Source organism: Microbacterium sp. SZ1 (assembly GCF_002362255.1).
In the GTDB taxonomy this organism is placed as follows: Bacteria; Actinomycetota; Actinomycetes; order Actinomycetales; family Microbacteriaceae; genus Microbacterium.
This window is the reverse complement of sequence record NZ_LPVV01000040.1, coordinates 131,414-147,319: the sequence shown is the minus strand read 5'-3', so window position 1 is coordinate 147,319 and position 15,906 is coordinate 131,414. Positions and strand designations below refer to the sequence as shown.

At 69.4% G+C, this 15,906-nt stretch carries 15 protein-coding genes; 5 read left to right on the top strand and 10 right to left on the bottom strand.

Annotated features, from left to right (window positions below):
* Window positions 1-25: 25 nt before the first annotated feature.
* Window positions 26-2,200 (bottom strand): ATP-dependent DNA helicase RecG, encoded by a 2,175-nt coding sequence (locus tag AUC47_RS14770; RefSeq protein ID WP_096715947.1) that lies wholly within the window; start codon window positions 2,198-2,200, stop codon window positions 26-28.
* Between the two features lie 61 nt (window positions 2,201-2,261).
* Between AUC47_RS14770 and rsmD the strand changes: the two genes are divergently transcribed.
* A complete protein-coding gene (rsmD, locus tag AUC47_RS14765; protein ID WP_143740753.1) occupies window positions 2,262-2,843 on the top strand; it encodes a 16S rRNA (guanine(966)-N(2))-methyltransferase RsmD in 582 nt (193 codons plus the stop codon).
* Here the strand turns inward: rsmD and thiL are convergent.
* Window positions 2,835-3,830, bottom strand: coding sequence for a thiamine-phosphate kinase (gene thiL, locus AUC47_RS14760; protein ID WP_096715946.1), 996 nt, complete (start codon window positions 3,828-3,830; stop codon window positions 2,835-2,837). The genes rsmD and thiL overlap by 9 nt on opposite strands.
* 23 nt (window positions 3,831-3,853) lie before the next feature.
* Between thiL and AUC47_RS14755 the strand changes: the two genes are divergently transcribed.
* Window positions 3,854-4,372, top strand: coding sequence for a DUF3515 domain-containing protein (locus tag AUC47_RS14755; protein ID WP_096715945.1), 519 nt, complete (start codon window positions 3,854-3,856; stop codon window positions 4,370-4,372).
* 69 nt (window positions 4,373-4,441) lie between these two features.
* Here the strand turns inward: AUC47_RS14755 and AUC47_RS14750 are convergent, their stop codons facing one another.
* The 6 genes from AUC47_RS14750 to leuC all read right to left on the bottom strand — a co-directional run bounded on the left by AUC47_RS14750 (window position 4,442) and on the right by leuC (window position 10,794).
* Window positions 4,442-5,524 carry a D-alanine--D-alanine ligase family protein gene (locus AUC47_RS14750; RefSeq protein WP_096715944.1) on the bottom strand — a complete coding sequence of 361 codons (1,083 nt, stop codon included), beginning with the start codon at window positions 5,522-5,524 and terminating at the stop codon, window positions 4,442-4,444.
* Window positions 5,424-6,563: an NAD(P)H-dependent glycerol-3-phosphate dehydrogenase gene (locus AUC47_RS14745; RefSeq protein ID WP_096715943.1), complete on the bottom strand. Its 1,140-nt coding sequence runs from the start codon at window positions 6,561-6,563 to the stop codon at window positions 5,424-5,426. Before AUC47_RS14745 ends, AUC47_RS14750 begins: the two co-directional genes overlap by 101 nt.
* Complete coding sequence (locus AUC47_RS14740; protein ID WP_096715942.1) at window positions 6,553-7,308, bottom strand: lysophospholipid acyltransferase family protein; 756 nt, start codon at window positions 7,306-7,308, stop codon at window positions 6,553-6,555. The genes AUC47_RS14745 and AUC47_RS14740 overlap by 11 nt, the downstream gene beginning before the upstream one ends.
* Window positions 7,309-7,313: 5 nt before the next feature.
* The gene (gene murA / locus AUC47_RS14735; RefSeq protein WP_096715941.1) at window positions 7,314-8,681 is read right to left on the bottom strand and encodes a UDP-N-acetylglucosamine 1-carboxyvinyltransferase; all 1,368 of its coding nucleotides are present in this window, start codon (window positions 8,679-8,681) and stop codon (window positions 7,314-7,316) included.
* Window positions 8,682-8,743: 62 nt separating this feature from the next.
* Window positions 8,744-9,340, bottom strand: coding sequence for a 3-isopropylmalate dehydratase small subunit (gene leuD, locus AUC47_RS14730; RefSeq protein WP_096715940.1), 597 nt, complete (start codon window positions 9,338-9,340; stop codon window positions 8,744-8,746).
* Between the two features lie 2 nt (window positions 9,341-9,342).
* On the bottom strand, window positions 9,343-10,794 hold the full coding sequence (gene leuC, locus AUC47_RS14725) for a 3-isopropylmalate dehydratase large subunit (RefSeq protein WP_096715939.1): 1,452 nt from the start codon (window positions 10,792-10,794) through the stop codon (window positions 9,343-9,345).
* Window positions 10,795-10,981: 187 nt separating this feature from the next.
* On the opposite strand from leuC, the gene AUC47_RS14720 reads away from it, so the two are divergent.
* Window positions 10,982-12,277, top strand: a complete 1,296-nt coding sequence (locus AUC47_RS14720; RefSeq protein ID WP_096715938.1) for an O-acetylhomoserine aminocarboxypropyltransferase/cysteine synthase family protein — start codon at window positions 10,982-10,984, stop codon at window positions 12,275-12,277.
* Entirely contained in the window at window positions 12,274-13,587 is a 1,314-nt protein-coding gene (locus AUC47_RS14715; RefSeq protein WP_096715937.1) for an LLM class flavin-dependent oxidoreductase, read from the top strand. The genes AUC47_RS14720 and AUC47_RS14715 overlap by 4 nt, the downstream gene beginning before the upstream one ends.
* 17 nt (window positions 13,588-13,604) lie before the next feature.
* Here the strand turns inward: AUC47_RS14715 and AUC47_RS14710 are convergent, their stop codons facing one another.
* Window positions 13,605-14,102 (bottom strand): DUF427 domain-containing protein, encoded by a 498-nt coding sequence (locus AUC47_RS14710; RefSeq protein WP_096715936.1) that lies wholly within the window; start codon window positions 14,100-14,102, stop codon window positions 13,605-13,607.
* A gap of 36 nt (window positions 14,103-14,138) precedes the next feature.
* Here AUC47_RS14710 and AUC47_RS14705 point away from each other — a divergent pair, with 36 nt between their 5' ends.
* Window positions 14,139-14,732, top strand: coding sequence for an LON peptidase substrate-binding domain-containing protein (locus tag AUC47_RS14705; protein WP_096715935.1), 594 nt, complete (start codon window positions 14,139-14,141; stop codon window positions 14,730-14,732).
* Window positions 14,733-14,737: 5 nt separating this feature from the next.
* On the opposite strand, the gene AUC47_RS14700 is transcribed toward AUC47_RS14705, so the two are convergent.
* A complete protein-coding gene (locus AUC47_RS14700; protein WP_096715934.1) occupies window positions 14,738-15,742 on the bottom strand; it encodes a TerC/Alx family metal homeostasis membrane protein in 1,005 nt (334 codons plus the stop codon).
* Between the last annotated feature and the right edge of the window lie 164 nt (window positions 15,743-15,906).

Below are 15,906 nucleotides of genomic sequence, written 5' to 3'. Positions count from 1 at the left end.
CAGCCTAGGGCACCTCGAACGGAGGTCAGTTCTTCGCGAGGGCGGCGCGGTCTTCCTCCGTCACGCGACGCGCGATAGCGGCGCGGAGACCGGAATTCGCGGTCAGATCGGGGTCGTCCGCGAGGATCGCCTCGGCCAGCTCCCGAGCCCGCACGATGAGCTTGGAGTCCTTGACGACGCGCAGGAGCTTGAGCGAGGAGCGCACTCCGGCCTGGGCCGCTCCGAGCACGTCGCCCTCTCCGCGCAGCTCGAGATCGACCTCCGCGAGGGCGAATCCGTCGAGCGTCGCGGCGACGGCATCCACGCGCTCGCGCGCGACCGAGCCCGCTTCGGCCTCTGTCACGAGGAGGCAGAGACCCGGTACGCCTCCTCGACCCACGCGCCCGCGGAGCTGATGCAGCTGCGAGACGCCGAAGCGGTCGGCGTCGAGCACGATCATGGTCGAGGCGTTGGGCACGTCGACGCCGACCTCGATCACGGTCGTCGCGATCAGCAGGTCGATGTCTCCGCGGGCGAAGGACTGCATCACGGCATCCTTCTCGTCCGACGGCATGCGCCCGTGGAGCACCGCCCTGCGCAGACCGCCGAGCGTCGGGTGCGTGGCCAGGGCCTCGTCGAGCTGCACGACGCCCCACTTCGGACCGGAGGCGCCCTCGCCCTGGAGAAGCGCCTGCTCCCCCACCTCGGCGGTCTTCTTGGTCGTGTCGATCGCCGCGCACACGGCGAACACCTGGCGGCCCTGCGCGATCTCCTCGGCCGCACGCTCCCAGACGCGGTTGAACCACCCCGGGTGCTCGGCGAGGGGTGCGACGAACGACTCGATCCCGGCTCGCCCCTTCGGCATCGTGCGGATGACCGACGTGTCGAGGTCGCCGAACACGGTCATCGCGACCGTCCGAGGGATCGGCGTCGCCGTCAGCACGAGGGCGTGCGGGCTCGACCCCTTCGCGCGGAGCGCCTCGCGCTGCTCGACGCCGAACCGATGCTGCTCGTCGACGACGACGAGTCCGAGATCGGCGAACGTCGTCTTGTCGCCGAGCAGAGCATGTGTGCCGACGACGATGAGCGACTGGCCCGATGCGACCCGCAGCGCGGCCTTCCGTCTCTCGGCGGCCGGCATCTGCCCCGTCAGCAGAGTCGGCATGACCAGAGGAGCGAGCTGCGGCCCGAGCATCTTCGTGATCGATCGGAGGTGCTGCCCTGCGAGCACCTCGGTCGGTGCGATGAGCGCGGCCTGACCGCCGGACTCGGCGACCTGGAGCATGGCACGCAGGGCCACGAGGGTCTTACCCGACCCCACCTCGCCCTGAACGAGCCTGTTCATGGGCCACGACCCGACCAGGTCGTGGGCGATCTGCTCGCCGACCGTCTGCTGGTCGGGCGTGAGCGAGTACGGAAGCGCCGCGTCGAACCTCTCGAGGAGTCCTCCCGGTCTCGCCGGACGGGTCGTCGCGGAGAGCGCGCGCACCGCATCGCGCTGCTGCAGCAGGGCCGTCTGCAGAGTGAGCGCCTCGTGCATGCGCAGCGTGCGGACGGCAGGGTCGATGTCGTTGCGGGTCTTGGGACGATGTATCTGCTCGAGCGCCTCACGCGCCGTCAGCAGCTCCTCCCTGGTCCGGACCTCGGGGGCGAGCGGCTCCGGCACATCGCCGAGGTCATCGAGCACCCGCCCGACGAACTTCGCGATCTGCCACGTCTGCAGGCTGGAGGTCGCCGGGTAGATCGGAATGAGGACGGCGGCACGGGCGTCCGCACGCCGCCGCGCGGCATCCTCGTCGTCGAAGAGCTCGTACTCGGGGTGCGCGAACTGGGTCACGCCGTTGAACTCCCCGACCTTGCCGGAGAACACGCCCCGGCGCCCGACCGCCAGCTCCTCGGCCCGCCATTTCGCCGCGCCGAGGTTCTTCGCGAAGAACGTCAGCGACATCTTGCCGATGCCGTCGCCGATCACCACGTCGGCCATCGCGCCGCGCCGGTTGCGCATCGCTCGAGCGCTCGACGACAGCACCTCGGCCACGATCGTGACGGTCTCGCCGATCGGGAGCTCTCGGATCGGGGTGAGCTCACCCGGATCCGCGTACCGCCGCGGATAGTGCGAGAGCAGGTCGCCCACGGTCGTCATCCCGAACGCCCGGTCGAGCGCCTTCGCCGGGGTCGCACCGAGCGTCTCCTGCAGAGACGTGTCGAGCGAGAGCGGCATGATCCGAGTCTAGAAGAAGGCGCCGACACGGCGCGCACGGGCGCTGTCGTATCGTGAACGGGTGACGAGGATCATCGCCGGAGCCGCCAGAGGCGCCCGACTGGACGTGCCGGGAAGCGGAACCCGCCCCACGAGCGACCGGGTGCGCGAGTCGCTGTTCGGCGCGCTCGAATCCGCCGACGCGATGGTCGGCGCGCGTGTCCTCGATCTTTACGCGGGCTCGGGGGCGCTCGGTCTGGAAGCGCTGAGCCGGGGCGCCTCATCCGTCGATCTCGTCGAGCACGCTCGGACCGCAACCGGGATCATCCGGCGCAACGCCGGCGTCGTCGCGAAGGCCGGGGGGCTCTCTCCTGCGCGTGTGCATCAGAGCAGCGCTCGCGCGTTCCTGCAGCGTGCGACCGGGCCGTTCGACCTCGTCTTCACCGACCCGCCCTATGACCTCGTCGATGAGGCGATGACCGGCGACCTCGTCGCCCTCACGCCCCTCCTCGCGCCGGAGGCGCTGGTCGTGATCGAGCGTGCGCGACGGTCCACTCCGCCCGACCTCGCCGCCGCCGGACTCGAGCTGCTCCGCGAGAAGACCTACGGCGACACGACCCTGTGGTGGGCGGTGCCCCGAGGGTCGGCCGACGACTCAGCCTGACGCCGAGTCCCAGTCGCGGTAGGGATCCCAGCCGCTGATGTCGACCGGCTTCCCGTCGAGGAGCAGGTCGTGCTCCGATCGCTCTGCAACCTCGCCGATGCGCCGGAAGCCCGGCGGCAGAGCCTCACCGGGGAACGCGGCCAGCAGCGCATGGTCCTCTCCTCCGGCGAGAGCGCGTACTGGATCACTGCCGAGCGCCGCCGCCGACAGGTCGATCGTCACCCCGGATGCCGCCGCCATGCGCCGTGCGTCCAGTGCGAGCCCGTCGGAGATGTCCATCATCGCCGTGGCACCGGCGGTCGCGGCCATGGGTCCGAGCCCGATCGGCGGCGATGGGCGCAGCTGAGCATCGAGTGCCGCACGATCGCCTTCGCCTAGCGCGGCGGCGTCCACGGGCACCGGGGTCTCGCCGTCGCGGAACCGGCCGAAGAGCAGCTGGAGTCCCTGCGCGGCATGACCGAGCTCGCCCGCGACCGCGACCGTGTCGCCGGGACGCGCGCCGCTGCGGGTGATCGGAGCCCGCCCTTCCAGATCGCCCAGCGCGGTGACGGCGACGGTGAGCACGTCCGACACGGTCAGGTCGCCGCCGACGACCGCGCAGCCTGGCGCCAGCGCCGCACACGCCTCGCGGAATCCGTCCGCGAGGCGCTCCACGAAGGAGAGCCGGAGGTCGCGCGGCACCGCCAGAGCCACGAGAAGGGCCGTCGGACGCGCGCCCATCGCGGCCACGTCGGCGAGATTGACCGCCGCCGCCTTCCAGCCCAGGTCGAATCCGCTCGACCAGGCGAGTCGGAAGTCCGGACCGTGCACGAGGGTGTCGGTCGTCGCGACGACGGATCCGGATGGAGCGGCGATGACCGCTGCGTCGTCGCCGGGCCCGATCAGCGTGTGCGACGCCTGTGACGTCCGCGCGAGGATGGCGCGGAGGATCTCCCCCTCCGACAGGTCGCCCAGGCGCGGGTCGTCGGCATCGGGTCGGGAGGGCATGCAGTCAAAGGTAGCCTGGATGCATGCCCCCTTCTCGCCGTCTGCTTCTCGTCGCGGGCATGCTGGTCGCCGCGGCCGGACTCGCCGGCTGCTCGACCACGATCCACCTGGAGCCGGCCGACGACGCGAACAACCCGGCGTGCGCCGAGGTCTCGGTGCTCCTGCCCGACGCGGTGGGCGATCTCGACCGGGTCTGGACCGACGCTCAGGCCACCGGCGCCTGGGGCGATCCGACCGTCGTGCTCCGCTGCGGCGTCGAGCCGCCGGCACCGTCGACCGACGTGTGCACCACGATCGGCGGTGTCGACTGGCTCGTGCTCGATCAGGAGGAGGAGCGCCAGCGTCTCGTCACCTACGGACGGGACCCGGCTGTCGAGGTGATCATCCGTCGCGGTTCCGAGATCGACTTCCGCACGGTCGTGGAGCAGTTGTCGACGAGCATCAGGGCCGGCCTGGTACCCGCCACGGCGCGGTGCACGGATCGCGTCCCTACCGACGACGGCACAGGCGAGAGCACCGACGACGGCTCGGCCGAGGGCTGATCGCCAGCGGTCGAGCCGCTGCCTTGAGCGCGGCCGAGGCGCCTCGTCAGCGCCGCCGAGGCCTGGCGTTCAGCGACGCAGACCGGCCTCGATCAGCTCGGAGATGAGATCTCCGTAGCTCAGCCCCGAGACGACCCAGCACTTGGGGAACATCGAGATCGGGGTGAAGCCGGGCATCGTGTTCAGCTCGTTGACGACGAGCTCGCCCGACGCGGTGAGGAACATGTCGACACGGGCCAGGCCGCGACCATCCACCGCCTCGAAGGCGCGGATGCCGACATCCTGGATGGCTGTCACCTCTACCTCGTCGAGGTCGGCCGGACAGACGACGTCCACGCCGTCGCCGCCGAGGTACTTGCCCTCGAAGTCGTAGAAGCCGCGCGAGGTGAGCACGATCTCTCCGGGAAGAGACGCACGGACGCCCTCGGCGCCCTCGAGCACCGCGACCTCGATCTCGCGGCCGACGACACCGGTCTCGATGAGAACCTTGTCGTCCTCCGCGAAGGCGATCGCGAGGGCCGCGTCGAGCTCGTCGAGCACTTCGACCTTCGACACCCCGACGCTCGACCCGGCCCGAGCCGGCTTCACGAAGAGCGGCGATCCGAGCTCCGCAGCGGCGGCGCGCACGGCATCCGGATCCGACGCCCACTCTTTCGCACGCACCGTGCGCCACGGGGCGACGGCGATACCGGCGGCCTGCAGCGCCACCTTCATGAAGTGCTTGTCCATGCAGAGCGCCGAGTCGAGCACGCCGCCGCCGGCGTACGGTACCTCGAGCGTGTCGAAGTAACCCTGGATCGTGCCGTCCTCGCCGTGCGGGCCGTGCAGGATCGGCAGCACGACGTCGATCTCGCCGAGCCCGTCGATCGTTCCATCCGCCTGCACCACGCGCAGGGTGCGATTCCCCCCTGGTTCGGGCCAGAGCACGCGAGTGCCGTTGTCGACCACCTCGGGAAGATGCGCGGCATCGAGTGGGAACTTCGCCGGGTCGTCGTCCTCGAGGACGAAGGCGCCCTCCCGCGTGATCCCCACCGGGATCACGTCGTAGCGGTCACGATCGATCGCGCCCAGCACTCCGCCCGCCGTTGCGGAACTGATCGAATGCTCGCTGGAGCGCCCGCCGAAGAGCACCACCACCCTCTGCTTGTCCATGGTTGGTCCTCTCCCCCTGCGGGGTGTCGTCGTCCGTCGTGAGGTGGGGTGCGATGTCGCGGGGATCCATCTTCCCGTCGAGCACCATCTTCACCTGTTCGACGATGGGCATGTCCACGTCGGATTCGCGGGCGAGCTGCAGCACCGGCGCGACGGAAGCGAGTCCCTCGGCCGTCTGCTGCATCTGCTTCACCACGTCCTGAAAGCTGTATCCCTGGCCGAGCAGACGCCCGGCCGTGTTGTTCCGACTCAGCGGCGACTGGCACGTCGCGATGAGGTCGCCGAGCCCCGCGAGTCCCTGCAGCGTCTCGGGATGGGCGCCGTTCGCGACCGCGAAGTCGGTCATCTCGACGAGCCCCCGGGTGATGATCGACGCCTTGGTGTTCTCGCCGTAGCCGACCCCGTCGACGATGCCGATCGCGACGGCGATGAGGTTCTTCAGCACGCCGCCGAACTCGGTGCCGATCACGTCGGTGTTCACGAAGGTGCGGAAGTAGTCGTTGCGAGCGGCGCGAGCGACCTCCTCAGCCGTCTCCTGGCTGCGCGAGGAGATCACGGCAGCCGTCGGCTGCTCCCGCGCGATCTCCAGCGCGAGGTTCGGGCCGGATGCGACGGCGATGCGCTCGGGATCGCACCGCAGCTCCTGCTCGATGACCTGGCTCATGCGCAGACCCGTCGAGCGCTCGACGCCCTTCATGAGGCTGACGATCTTCGCATCGTTCCCGGCGAGCAGGGGCCGCAGGGCCTTGAGGTTCTCGCGCAACGACTGGCTCGGCACCGAGAGGTAGACCTGGTCGACGCCTCGCATCGCGACGGCCAGCTCGTGTGTGGCGCTCATCGTGCGCGGCAGATTGATGCCGGGCAGATACTTCGAGTTGCGCTTGGCCTCATCGATCTCGTGCGCGAGCTCGGCGCGACGCGCCCACATCGTCACCTGCGCGCCGCCGTCGGCGAGGATCTTGCCGAAGGTGGTCCCCCAGCTTCCGGCGCCGATCACCGCGACCCGGGGACCGCTCGGAATCGTCCGCTTAGGAGTCAAGGCGACCCGTCTCCTTCTGTCCGTGGGCAGTGGGGTTCCAGCGCTCGGCCGGTGCCTTCTCGTCGCGCAGCTCCTCGAGCAGTGCCGTGATGGCGTTCATGAGCCGGTTTGTAGCCTCGTTCAGCGCGGCCGGCTCGCTCGCACGACCGCGGAGATCCGAGACGTCGACGGGGTCGCCGACCACGACCTCCACCCGCTTGCGCAGCGGCCAGAGGCTCAGGCCCTTCTGATACCGCCCCATGATCGCCTGGGTGCCCCAGTGCGCCATCGGGATGAGTGGGATGCCGTCGGCGAGAGCGAGCCGGACCGCGCCCGACTTTCCGCGCATCGGCCACATGTCGGGGTCGCGCGTGAGCGTGCCCTCGGGGTAGACGATCACTCCGCGGCCGTGCTCGACGAGCTCCTCCGACTGCTTCATCGTCTGCTTGGCCGCCGACGCCGACGACGTGCGCGCGACGGGGATCATGCCCGTGTGGGTGAGGAACCATCCCAGCACCGGCACCCGGAACAGGCTCTCCTTCGCCATGAACCGCGGCGCGCGACCGATGCGCCACACCGCCAGCGCCACGATGAGCGGGTCGAACTCGGAGTAGTGGTTCGGCGCCAGGACGAAGGCACCGTTCTGCGGGAGCTTCTCGGCACCCGTGATGCGGATCTTCGCCAGCAGCGAGATCGCCGGGATCACGATCGCCGCGAGCGGCCAGAACAGGCTCGGCCGCGTGGTCTCCGTCGACCGGGAACCCATCGGGGTCACCGGAGGACGTCGAAGTCGGCGCCGAGAGCGTCGAGCTTGGCGAGGAACTTCTCGTAGCCGCGGCTGAGGATGTCGACACCCGACACCTTCGACTCGCCTTCAGCCGTGAGCGCAGCGATCACGTGGCTGTAGCCGCCGCGGAGGTCCGGCACGACGATGTCGGCGCCGTGCAGCGGCGTCGGGCCCGTGATGACGGCTGCCTGCTCGAGGTCGCGGCGCGGCACACGACGGGGTCCGGCCTGCAGTCCGCGCGGGTGCACGACGATGTCGGCGCCCATCTTGACGAGGGCGTCGGTGAAGCCGAGGCGGTTCTCGTACACCGTCTCGTGAACGATCGAGCGGCCCTTCGCCTGGGTGAGGGCGACGACCAGCGGCTGCTGCCAGTCGGTCATGAAGCCCGGGTGCACGTCGGTCTCGACGACGACGGGCTTGAGCTCGCCCTCGCGACGGAAGAGGATGCCGTCCTCCTGGATGTCGAACCAGCCGCCGGCCTTGCGGAAGACGTTGAGGAACGTGAGCATCTCCTGCTGCTTCGCGCCGCCGACGAAGATCTCGCCGTCGGTCGCGAGCGCGGCGGACGCCCAGGACGCCGCCTCGTTGCGGTCGAAGATCGACCGGTGATCGTAGCCGCGCAGCTTCTCCACGCCCTCGATGAGGATCACGCGGTTCGGCTCGTACGAGATGATGGCGCCCATCTTCTGCAGCACCGCGATCAGGTCCATGATCTCGGGCTCGATCGCGGCGTTGCGCAGCTCGGTCACGCCCTCGGCGCGCACCGCGGTGAGCAGCACCTGCTCCGTGGCGCCGACGCTCGGGTACGGCAGGTGGATGTTCGCGCCGTGCAGACGGGTTCCACCCGTGGAGAGGCGGATGCCGCTCGGCAGCTTCTCGACCGTGGCGCCGAACTTGCGGAGCGCGTCGAGGTGGAAGTCGATGGGGCGGTCGCCGATGCGGCATCCGCCGAGGTCGGGGATGAATGCCTGTCCGAGCCTGTGCAGCAGAGGGCCGCAGAAGAGGATCGGGATGCGCGAGGCCCCGGCGTGGGCGTCGATCTCCTCGAAGTGGGCGGATTCGACGTCGCTCGGGTCGAAGGTGAGCGATCCGGGCTCATCGCCCTCGGACACCCGCACTCCGTGCACTTCGAGCAGCGACCGCACCACGGCGACGTCGCTGATCGCGGGTACGTCGCGTAGCGTGCTGGCGGTCTCCCCGAGCAGAGTCGCCACCATCGCCTTGGTCGCGAGGTTCTTCGCGCCCTTGACGTCGACGCGACCGCGCAGCGGTCGCCCTCCTCGAATGGCGAGGACGTCTCCGGTCAGCGGGGGCACCCCGTCGGGGAGAGCGTCGCGCACAGGTGTCGTCATTCGGGCCTCACTTCGTTCAGGAAATCGGGGCGGGGTCGCCCTCGGCTCCCCCGCCCCTCCGTTCACTGAACAGGGAGAGTCCGGGGCCGCCACGACTCGCGGCGGGCCTCGAACTGCGCGATCTTGTCTTCGTTGCGCAGGGTGAGCCCGATGTCATCGAGCCCTTCGAGGAGCCGCCATCTAGTGTAATCGTCGATACCGATCACGGCCTGGATGTCGCCGATCGACGCGGTGCGCGCCTCGAGGTCGACGGTGATGGATGCGCCGGGATTCCGGTCGATCTCCGCCCAGATGCGCTCGAGATCCTCTTCCGAGATCGTCGCGGCGAGCAGACCCTGCTTGCCCGAGTTGCCCCGGAAGATGTCGGCGAACCGCGGACTCAGGACGACCTTGAATCCGTAATCGCGCAGTGCCCAGACCGCGTGCTCGCGGCTCGAACCGGTTCCGAAGTCGGGACCGGCCACCAGCACGCTCGCGCCCTGGAACGGCGCCTGGTTCAGTACGAAGTCCGGATCCTGTCGCCAGCCGTGGAACAGGGCGTCGTCGAAGCCCGTCTTGGTGACGCGCTTGAGGAAGACGGCGGGGATGATCTGGTCGGTGTCGACGTTCGACCGCTTCAGCGGTGCGGCGATCCCCGTGTGCGTCGTGAACTTCTCCATGGTCAGACCTCCACCGTCTCGCTCAGGTCACTGGGACTCGACAGGGTGCCGCGGATCGCGGTCGCCGCGGCCACCAGGGGCGACACGAGGTGCGTGCGGCCGCCCTTGCCCTGGCGGCCTTCGAAGTTGCGGTTCGACGTGGAGGCGCAGCGCTCGCCCGGTGCCAGCTGATCAGGGTTCATGCCGAGGCACATCGAGCACCCGGCGAACCGCCACTCCGCCCCGAAGTCCTTGATCACCTGGTCGAGGCCCTCGGCCTCGGCCTCCAGACGCACGCGAGCTGATCCGGGGACGACCATGACGCGGACGCCGTCGGCCTTCTTCTTGCCCTTGATGATCGATGCGAAGGCCCGCAGGTCCTCGATGCGGCTGTTGGTGCACGAGCCCATGAAGACGGCGTCGACCGGCACCTCCTTGAGCGGCGTGCCCGGCGTCAGATCCATGTACTCCAGCGCGCGCTCGGCGGCGGCTCGCTCGTTCGGATCGGCGATCTCCGACGGGTTCGGCACGGATGCCGACAGGGAGCTGCCCTGGCCGGGGTTGGTACCCCAGGTGACGAACGGCTCGAGCTCGTCGGCGTCGATGAACACCTCGGCGTCGAACTCGGCGCCCTCGTCGGTGGGGAGCGTGCGCCAGTAGGCGACGGCATCCTCCCAGTCCTGCCCCTTCGGCGCGTGCGGACGCCCCTCCAGGTACGCGAATGTCGTCTCGTCCGGCGCGACCATGCCCGCGCGGGCACCGGCTTCGATCGACATGTTGCAGATCGTCATGCGCCCCTCCATCGAGAGGGCGCGGATCGCACTGCCGCGGTACTCGAGCACATAGCCCTGCCCGCCGCCGGTGCCGATCTTCGCGATGACCGCGAGGATGATGTCCTTCGCCGTCACCCCGGGGCGCAGCGTGCCCTCGACGGTGATAGCCATCGTCTTGAAGGGCTTGAGCGGCAGGGTCTGCGTGGCCATCACGTGCTCGACCTCGCTGGTGCCGATGCCGAACGCCATGGCACCGAACGCGCCGTGGGTCGAGGTGTGCGAGTCACCGCAGACCACCGTGATGCCCGGCATCGTCAGGCCGAGCTGCGGGCCGACGACGTGCACGATGCCCTGCTCCGCGTCGCCGAGGGAGTGCAGCCGCACGCCGAACTCCGCGGCGTTGCGACGCAGGGTCTCGATCTGGGTGCGGCTCGTGAGGTCGGCGATCGGTTTGTCGATCTCCCAGGTGGGGGTGTTGTGGTCCTCCGTGGCGATCGTGAGATCGAGACGACGGAGCGGACGCCCCTCCGCGCGCAGGCCGTCGAAGGCCTGCGGGCTCGTCACCTCGTGGACGAGGTGCAGGTCGATGTAGATGAGGTCGGGCTCGCCGTTCTCGCCCTTGACGACCAAGTGGTCGTCCCAGACCTTCTCGGCGAGTGTCCTGCGGCGTGCGGGAGCGGACTCCGATGCGGGGGTGTTCAATGCGGTTCTCCTGAAGCTGGCGGTTCGGCCCACGATGGACTCCGCGACGAGGAGGGGCTCAGAACGAGGTCTCGTCGCGGCCGCTAAGAAGGAGCACGATCCGCATGACGTCAGGTTACCACCGCTTCCGCGCGGCGAGTCACGCCGTGACACAGTACTGTGACCCGCACCATCGAGAGGCACCCGCATGACCGACGACTCCCTCGGCTTCGCCACCAAGGCCGTTCACGCCGCCCGGAATCAGCAGCCGGCGACGTCGCGCGCGACGCCGATCTACCTCACGGCGGGCTTCGAGTTCGATGACTTCGATCACGCGGCGAACCACTTCGGTACGGGCGACGGATTCGGGTACACCCGCACCGGCAATCCGACGGTCCGAGCCGTCGAGCGTCAGCTCGCCGCCCTCGAGGCCGGAGCCGACGCGGTGCTCGTCGCGAGCGGTCAGGCAGCGGTCGCCACGGCGCTTCTCACGGTGGCGGGCGCCGGCGACCACGTCGTCTCGTCCACCCACATCTATGAGGGAACACGCGGCCTCTTCCTCGACAACCTCACCCGTCTCGGCATCGAGACGACGTTCGTCGATGACATCGACGACCCCGATGCGTGGCGAGAGGCCATCCGCCCCAACACGAGGGCGCTGTTCGCGGAGTCGATCGCGAACGCGCGGAACGACCTGCTCGACATCGCAGCCGTCAGCGCCGTCGGCGACGAGTCGGCGATCCCGCTCATCGTCGACAACACGCTCGCCACCCCGTACCTCATCCGACCTATCGAGCACGGAGCCGCGATCGTCGTCCACTCCGCCTCGAAGTTCCTCGCCGGGCACGGGTCGGTGCTGGGCGGTGTGCTCGTCGACGACGGACGCTTCGACGCGGCGAAGGCCGGTCACAACGCCCCGCACCTCGTGCTGCCCGGCCGCGGCGGCCTCGCGAGCGTGGCCGCACGACACGGGGGCAACGCACGACTCGCGTACGCCCGCGAGTCGGTCGCGCCACGGTTCGGCGCGTCGCCCTCGCCGCTCAACGCCTTCCTCATCGGACAGGGCGCCGAGACGCTGGGACTCCGCGTCGAGCGGCAGTCGCGCAACGCGCTGGAGGTCGCCCGCTGGCTGACGGCGCAGGACGCGGTCGAGAGCGTCGACTACCTGGGGCTCGAGAGTCACCCGCACCACCGCCTCGCGGCGACGTACCTGACCGGCGGATACGGCTCGATCTTCACCTTCACCCTGCGCGGCGGTCTCGAAGCCGCGCGCGCCTTCGTCGAGGACGTCCGCGTCTTCACGCACATGACGCACATCGGCGACGTGCGCTCTCTCGTGCTGCACCCCGCCACCACGAGCCACGCCTCGCGCACGGACGAGGAGCGTGAGGTGCTCGGCGTGCGCCCCGGCACCCTCCGCCTGTCGATCGGCATCGAAGACGTCGCCGACCTGATCGCCGACCTCTCGCGCGTCCTCGCCCCCGCCCGCGAGGCCGTGGCATGAGCAGGCTCCAGCACTTCGGGTGGTTCCTCGCCCGCGGTTTCGGACCGCAGGGCTGGGGCTACCCCTCGCTCGACTGGGACTACGACTGGACGCGCCCCGAGATCTACCAGGAGGCGGCGCGCACTCTGGAGCAGGCCGGCTTCGACCTCGTCATCATCGAGGACGCGCCGTCGATGGGTTCGCGGGAGACCATCGACCTCCGGGTCCGGCATGCGTTCGGCGGACCCAAGCACGACCCGCTGCTGCTCGCGCCGTATCTCTTCCAGGCGACGCGGCATCTCGGCGTGGTGCCGACGGTCAACCCCGCGGCTTACCTCCCGTACACGGCCGCCCGCCAGTTCGCGACGCTGCAGCACCTGAGCGCACACCGTCTCGGCCTCAACGTCGTCACCGACACCGGCAGCGCACGACACTTCTCGGATGCCGCGCAGCTCGGCCACGACGAGGCGTACGACCGCGCAGAGGAGTGGCTGGACGGCATCCGCTCGCTCTGGCGCAGCTGGGAGGACGGTGCGCTCGTCGCCGACCGCTCGACCGGCGTGTACGCCGACGGCACCCGGCTCTCCGCGACGCAGCACCGGGGCGAGCACTACTCGTTCGACGGTCCGCTCAACGCGATTCCCTTCACGGACGGCGAGCCGGCGATCGTCTCACCCGGAGGCTCCGGGCGCGGTCTCGGTTTCGCTGGTGCGAACTCCGACGTGCAGCTCGCACTCGCCCCGCTGGACGAGGCGTCGATCCGGGCCTACCGTGCGAAGATCCACGACGCCGCCGTCGCGGCGGGGCGCACGCCCGACGACATCCGGATCCTCTTCGCGATCCAGCCGGTGATCACCACCTCCGCGGAAGAAGCGGACCGTATCGTCGCCGCCTCGGCACACCCCGACGACGCCGCACTCGTGCAGATCGCCCGCAAGCAGTCGAGCGACCTGGAGACCGATCTCACGACGCTGGACCTCGACCGCCCGTTGGACCTCTCGATCTTCGGGCCGCACGTCTCGCGAGGCAGCATCCAGCGATTGGTGGGCGACCGCGGTGACGACGCGCCGCTCCGCGCTCACCTCACGGCCCTCGCCAGAGCCGGCCGCATCACCGACCGCACGGGCTTCGTGGGTACGGCTGAGGAGTTCGTCGACCTCGTGGAGGAACTCGGCGAGTGGGGGAACGACGGCGTGCTGCTGTGGGGCGACTTCCACCCGGTCACACTGCACCGCACGCTCGACGAGCTCGTTCCGGTGCTGCGCAGACGCCGCATCCTACGCCGGGAGTACGTCGACGGCGGGCTGCAGGCGAACCTGCGTGCCTTCTGAGCTGACTGACTTCCGGGCTACCAGCCCATCGAGCCCGGGATGCCCTTGAAAGGTCCGGCGACGGTCGACGTCACCCACCCGCCGTAGAAGCCTCCCGGCTGCGGCGTGACGACCTCGTCTCCGACCGTGCAGGCGTCCATCGGCCCGGCGTACACCGCGACCCGGTCGGCGAGCACGGCGAAGCCGGGCGACGGCTGCGGGTAGTTCCAGGCCGCGCCCGGGGCGCTCGTTCCGCCGCCTCGGACGTCGAGATAGCGGGCCGCTCCCTTGAACTCGCAGAACGACGAGCCTGGGGCATCCACGAGCGCGCCGTCGACGAAGTCCTCGATCGGGAGGTAGTAGACGGGCGGGTGGCTCGTCTCGAGAACGCGCACGGCATCCGTCGTGTCCGCGATCACCTCGCCGCCCAGCCTGATCGTGACGCGCTCCGGCACGGGCTCGACCCGCGGGGGCCGTGGATAGTCCCAGACGGATTCCTGTCCGGGGCCGGGAGTGTCGGGGCGGGGTCTGCGCATCTGTTCACTGTACGTCGCGCGGTGTTGACTGGGGTCATGACTGCAATACCGATGTTCCCGCTCGGCTCGGTGCTCTTCCCGTACACCCCGCTCCCCCTGCGGGTGTTCGAACCCCGATACCTCACGATGATCGGTCAGCTGCTCGATGACGACGACCCGCAGTTCGGCGTCGTGCTCATCGAACGCGGACACGAGGTCGGAGGCGGCGATCGACGCAGCGGCGTCGGCACCCTGGCCCGCCTGGTGAGCGTGACGGCGGGTGCGGAGGTGCTGCGCACGGTCGCCGTCGGCACTCAGCGCTTCACGGTCGAGCGATGGCTGGACGACGACCCCTATCCGCGCGCGGAGGTCTCGCTGCTCCCCCATCTCACCTGGAACGAGGCGCTCACCCCGCTGCGCACGGAGGCGGAGGCGATCGTTCGGCGGGTGCTCTCTCGCGCCGACGGGCGGTGGGATTCGGACACCGAGATCTCCGACGACCCCCTCGCCGCCTCCTGGCAGCTCGCCGCGATCGCCCCGCTCGGCGAGTACGACCAGTTCACCCTGCTGCAGTCGACCACCGTCGGAGCACTGCTCCGTCAGGTCATCGACCTCACGCTCGAGGCCGAGCAGCTCTGGTCAGCCGGGTGAGACGCTCACTCCACCGATGCGCTCCGGGTCACCGCGCGCTTCTCCCGTGAGGAGGCGATGAGGCTCGCGATCGTCGCCACGGCCATCGATACGACGATCACGCCGAGGGACACGAGGTTGTCGATGTCGGGCACCCATTCGACGTGCTCGCCGCCGTTGATGAACGGCAGCTCGTTCTCGTGCAGGGCATGCAGGATGAGCTTGACGCCGATGAAGCCGAGGATGACCGCGATGCCGTAGTGCAGGTACCGCAGGCGGTCGAGCAGATCGCCGAGCAGGAAGTAGAGCTGACGGAGACCCATGAGCGCGAAGATGTTCGCCGCGAACACGAGGAAGCCGTTGGTGGTGATCTCGAAGATCGCGGGGATCGAGTCGATCGCGAAGATGAGGTCGGTGACGCCGATCGTGATGAACACGATGACCATCGGCGTCCACATCCGCTTCCCGTCCACGGTGGTGCGGATCTTCGAGCCGTCGTACGTCTCGCTGATGTCGATGCGGCGACGCAGCAGCCGCACGATGAAGTTCTCCCGCTTCACGTCGTCGTCGTGCTCGCCCTCGGGCATCGCCTGCTTGATCGCGGTGTAGATGAGGAAGGCGCCGAAGATGTAGAAGATCGGCGAGAAGTGCTCGATGATCGTGACACCCACGAGGATGAAGGCGCCACGCAGCACGAGCGCGATGATGATGCCGACCATGAGAACCTGCTGCTGGAGCCGCCTCGGGACCGCGAACTGCGCCATGATCAGCACGAAGACGAAGAGGTTGTCGACCGAGAGGCTGTACTCCAGCGCCCAGCCCGTGATGAAGTCGCCGGCGTTGCGCCATCCGGCGACATTGCCGAGGATCACGGCGAAGAGCAGAGCGAGTCCGACGTAGAAGGCCACCCAGAGGGTCGACTCCTTCGTGGACGGGATGTGCGGGCGCAGCCGGATGAGCAGCAGATCGCCGATGAGGATGAGGCTCAGCGCCACCATCGAGGTGATCTCGAACCAGAGGGGGATGTCCACAGTCGCGGGGACCTTTCGGAAGGCAGGGAAAGAACCGAAAGTCTCTCCCCCGCACACTGGTGCGTCGCGCGCCCGGAGCAGCTTCGCCGATGCTCGTGATGACGTTACGCGCGGGTCCGGGATACTCCCTCTCGCAGTAGTCCATGCTAGACCCCGGCTCGTGA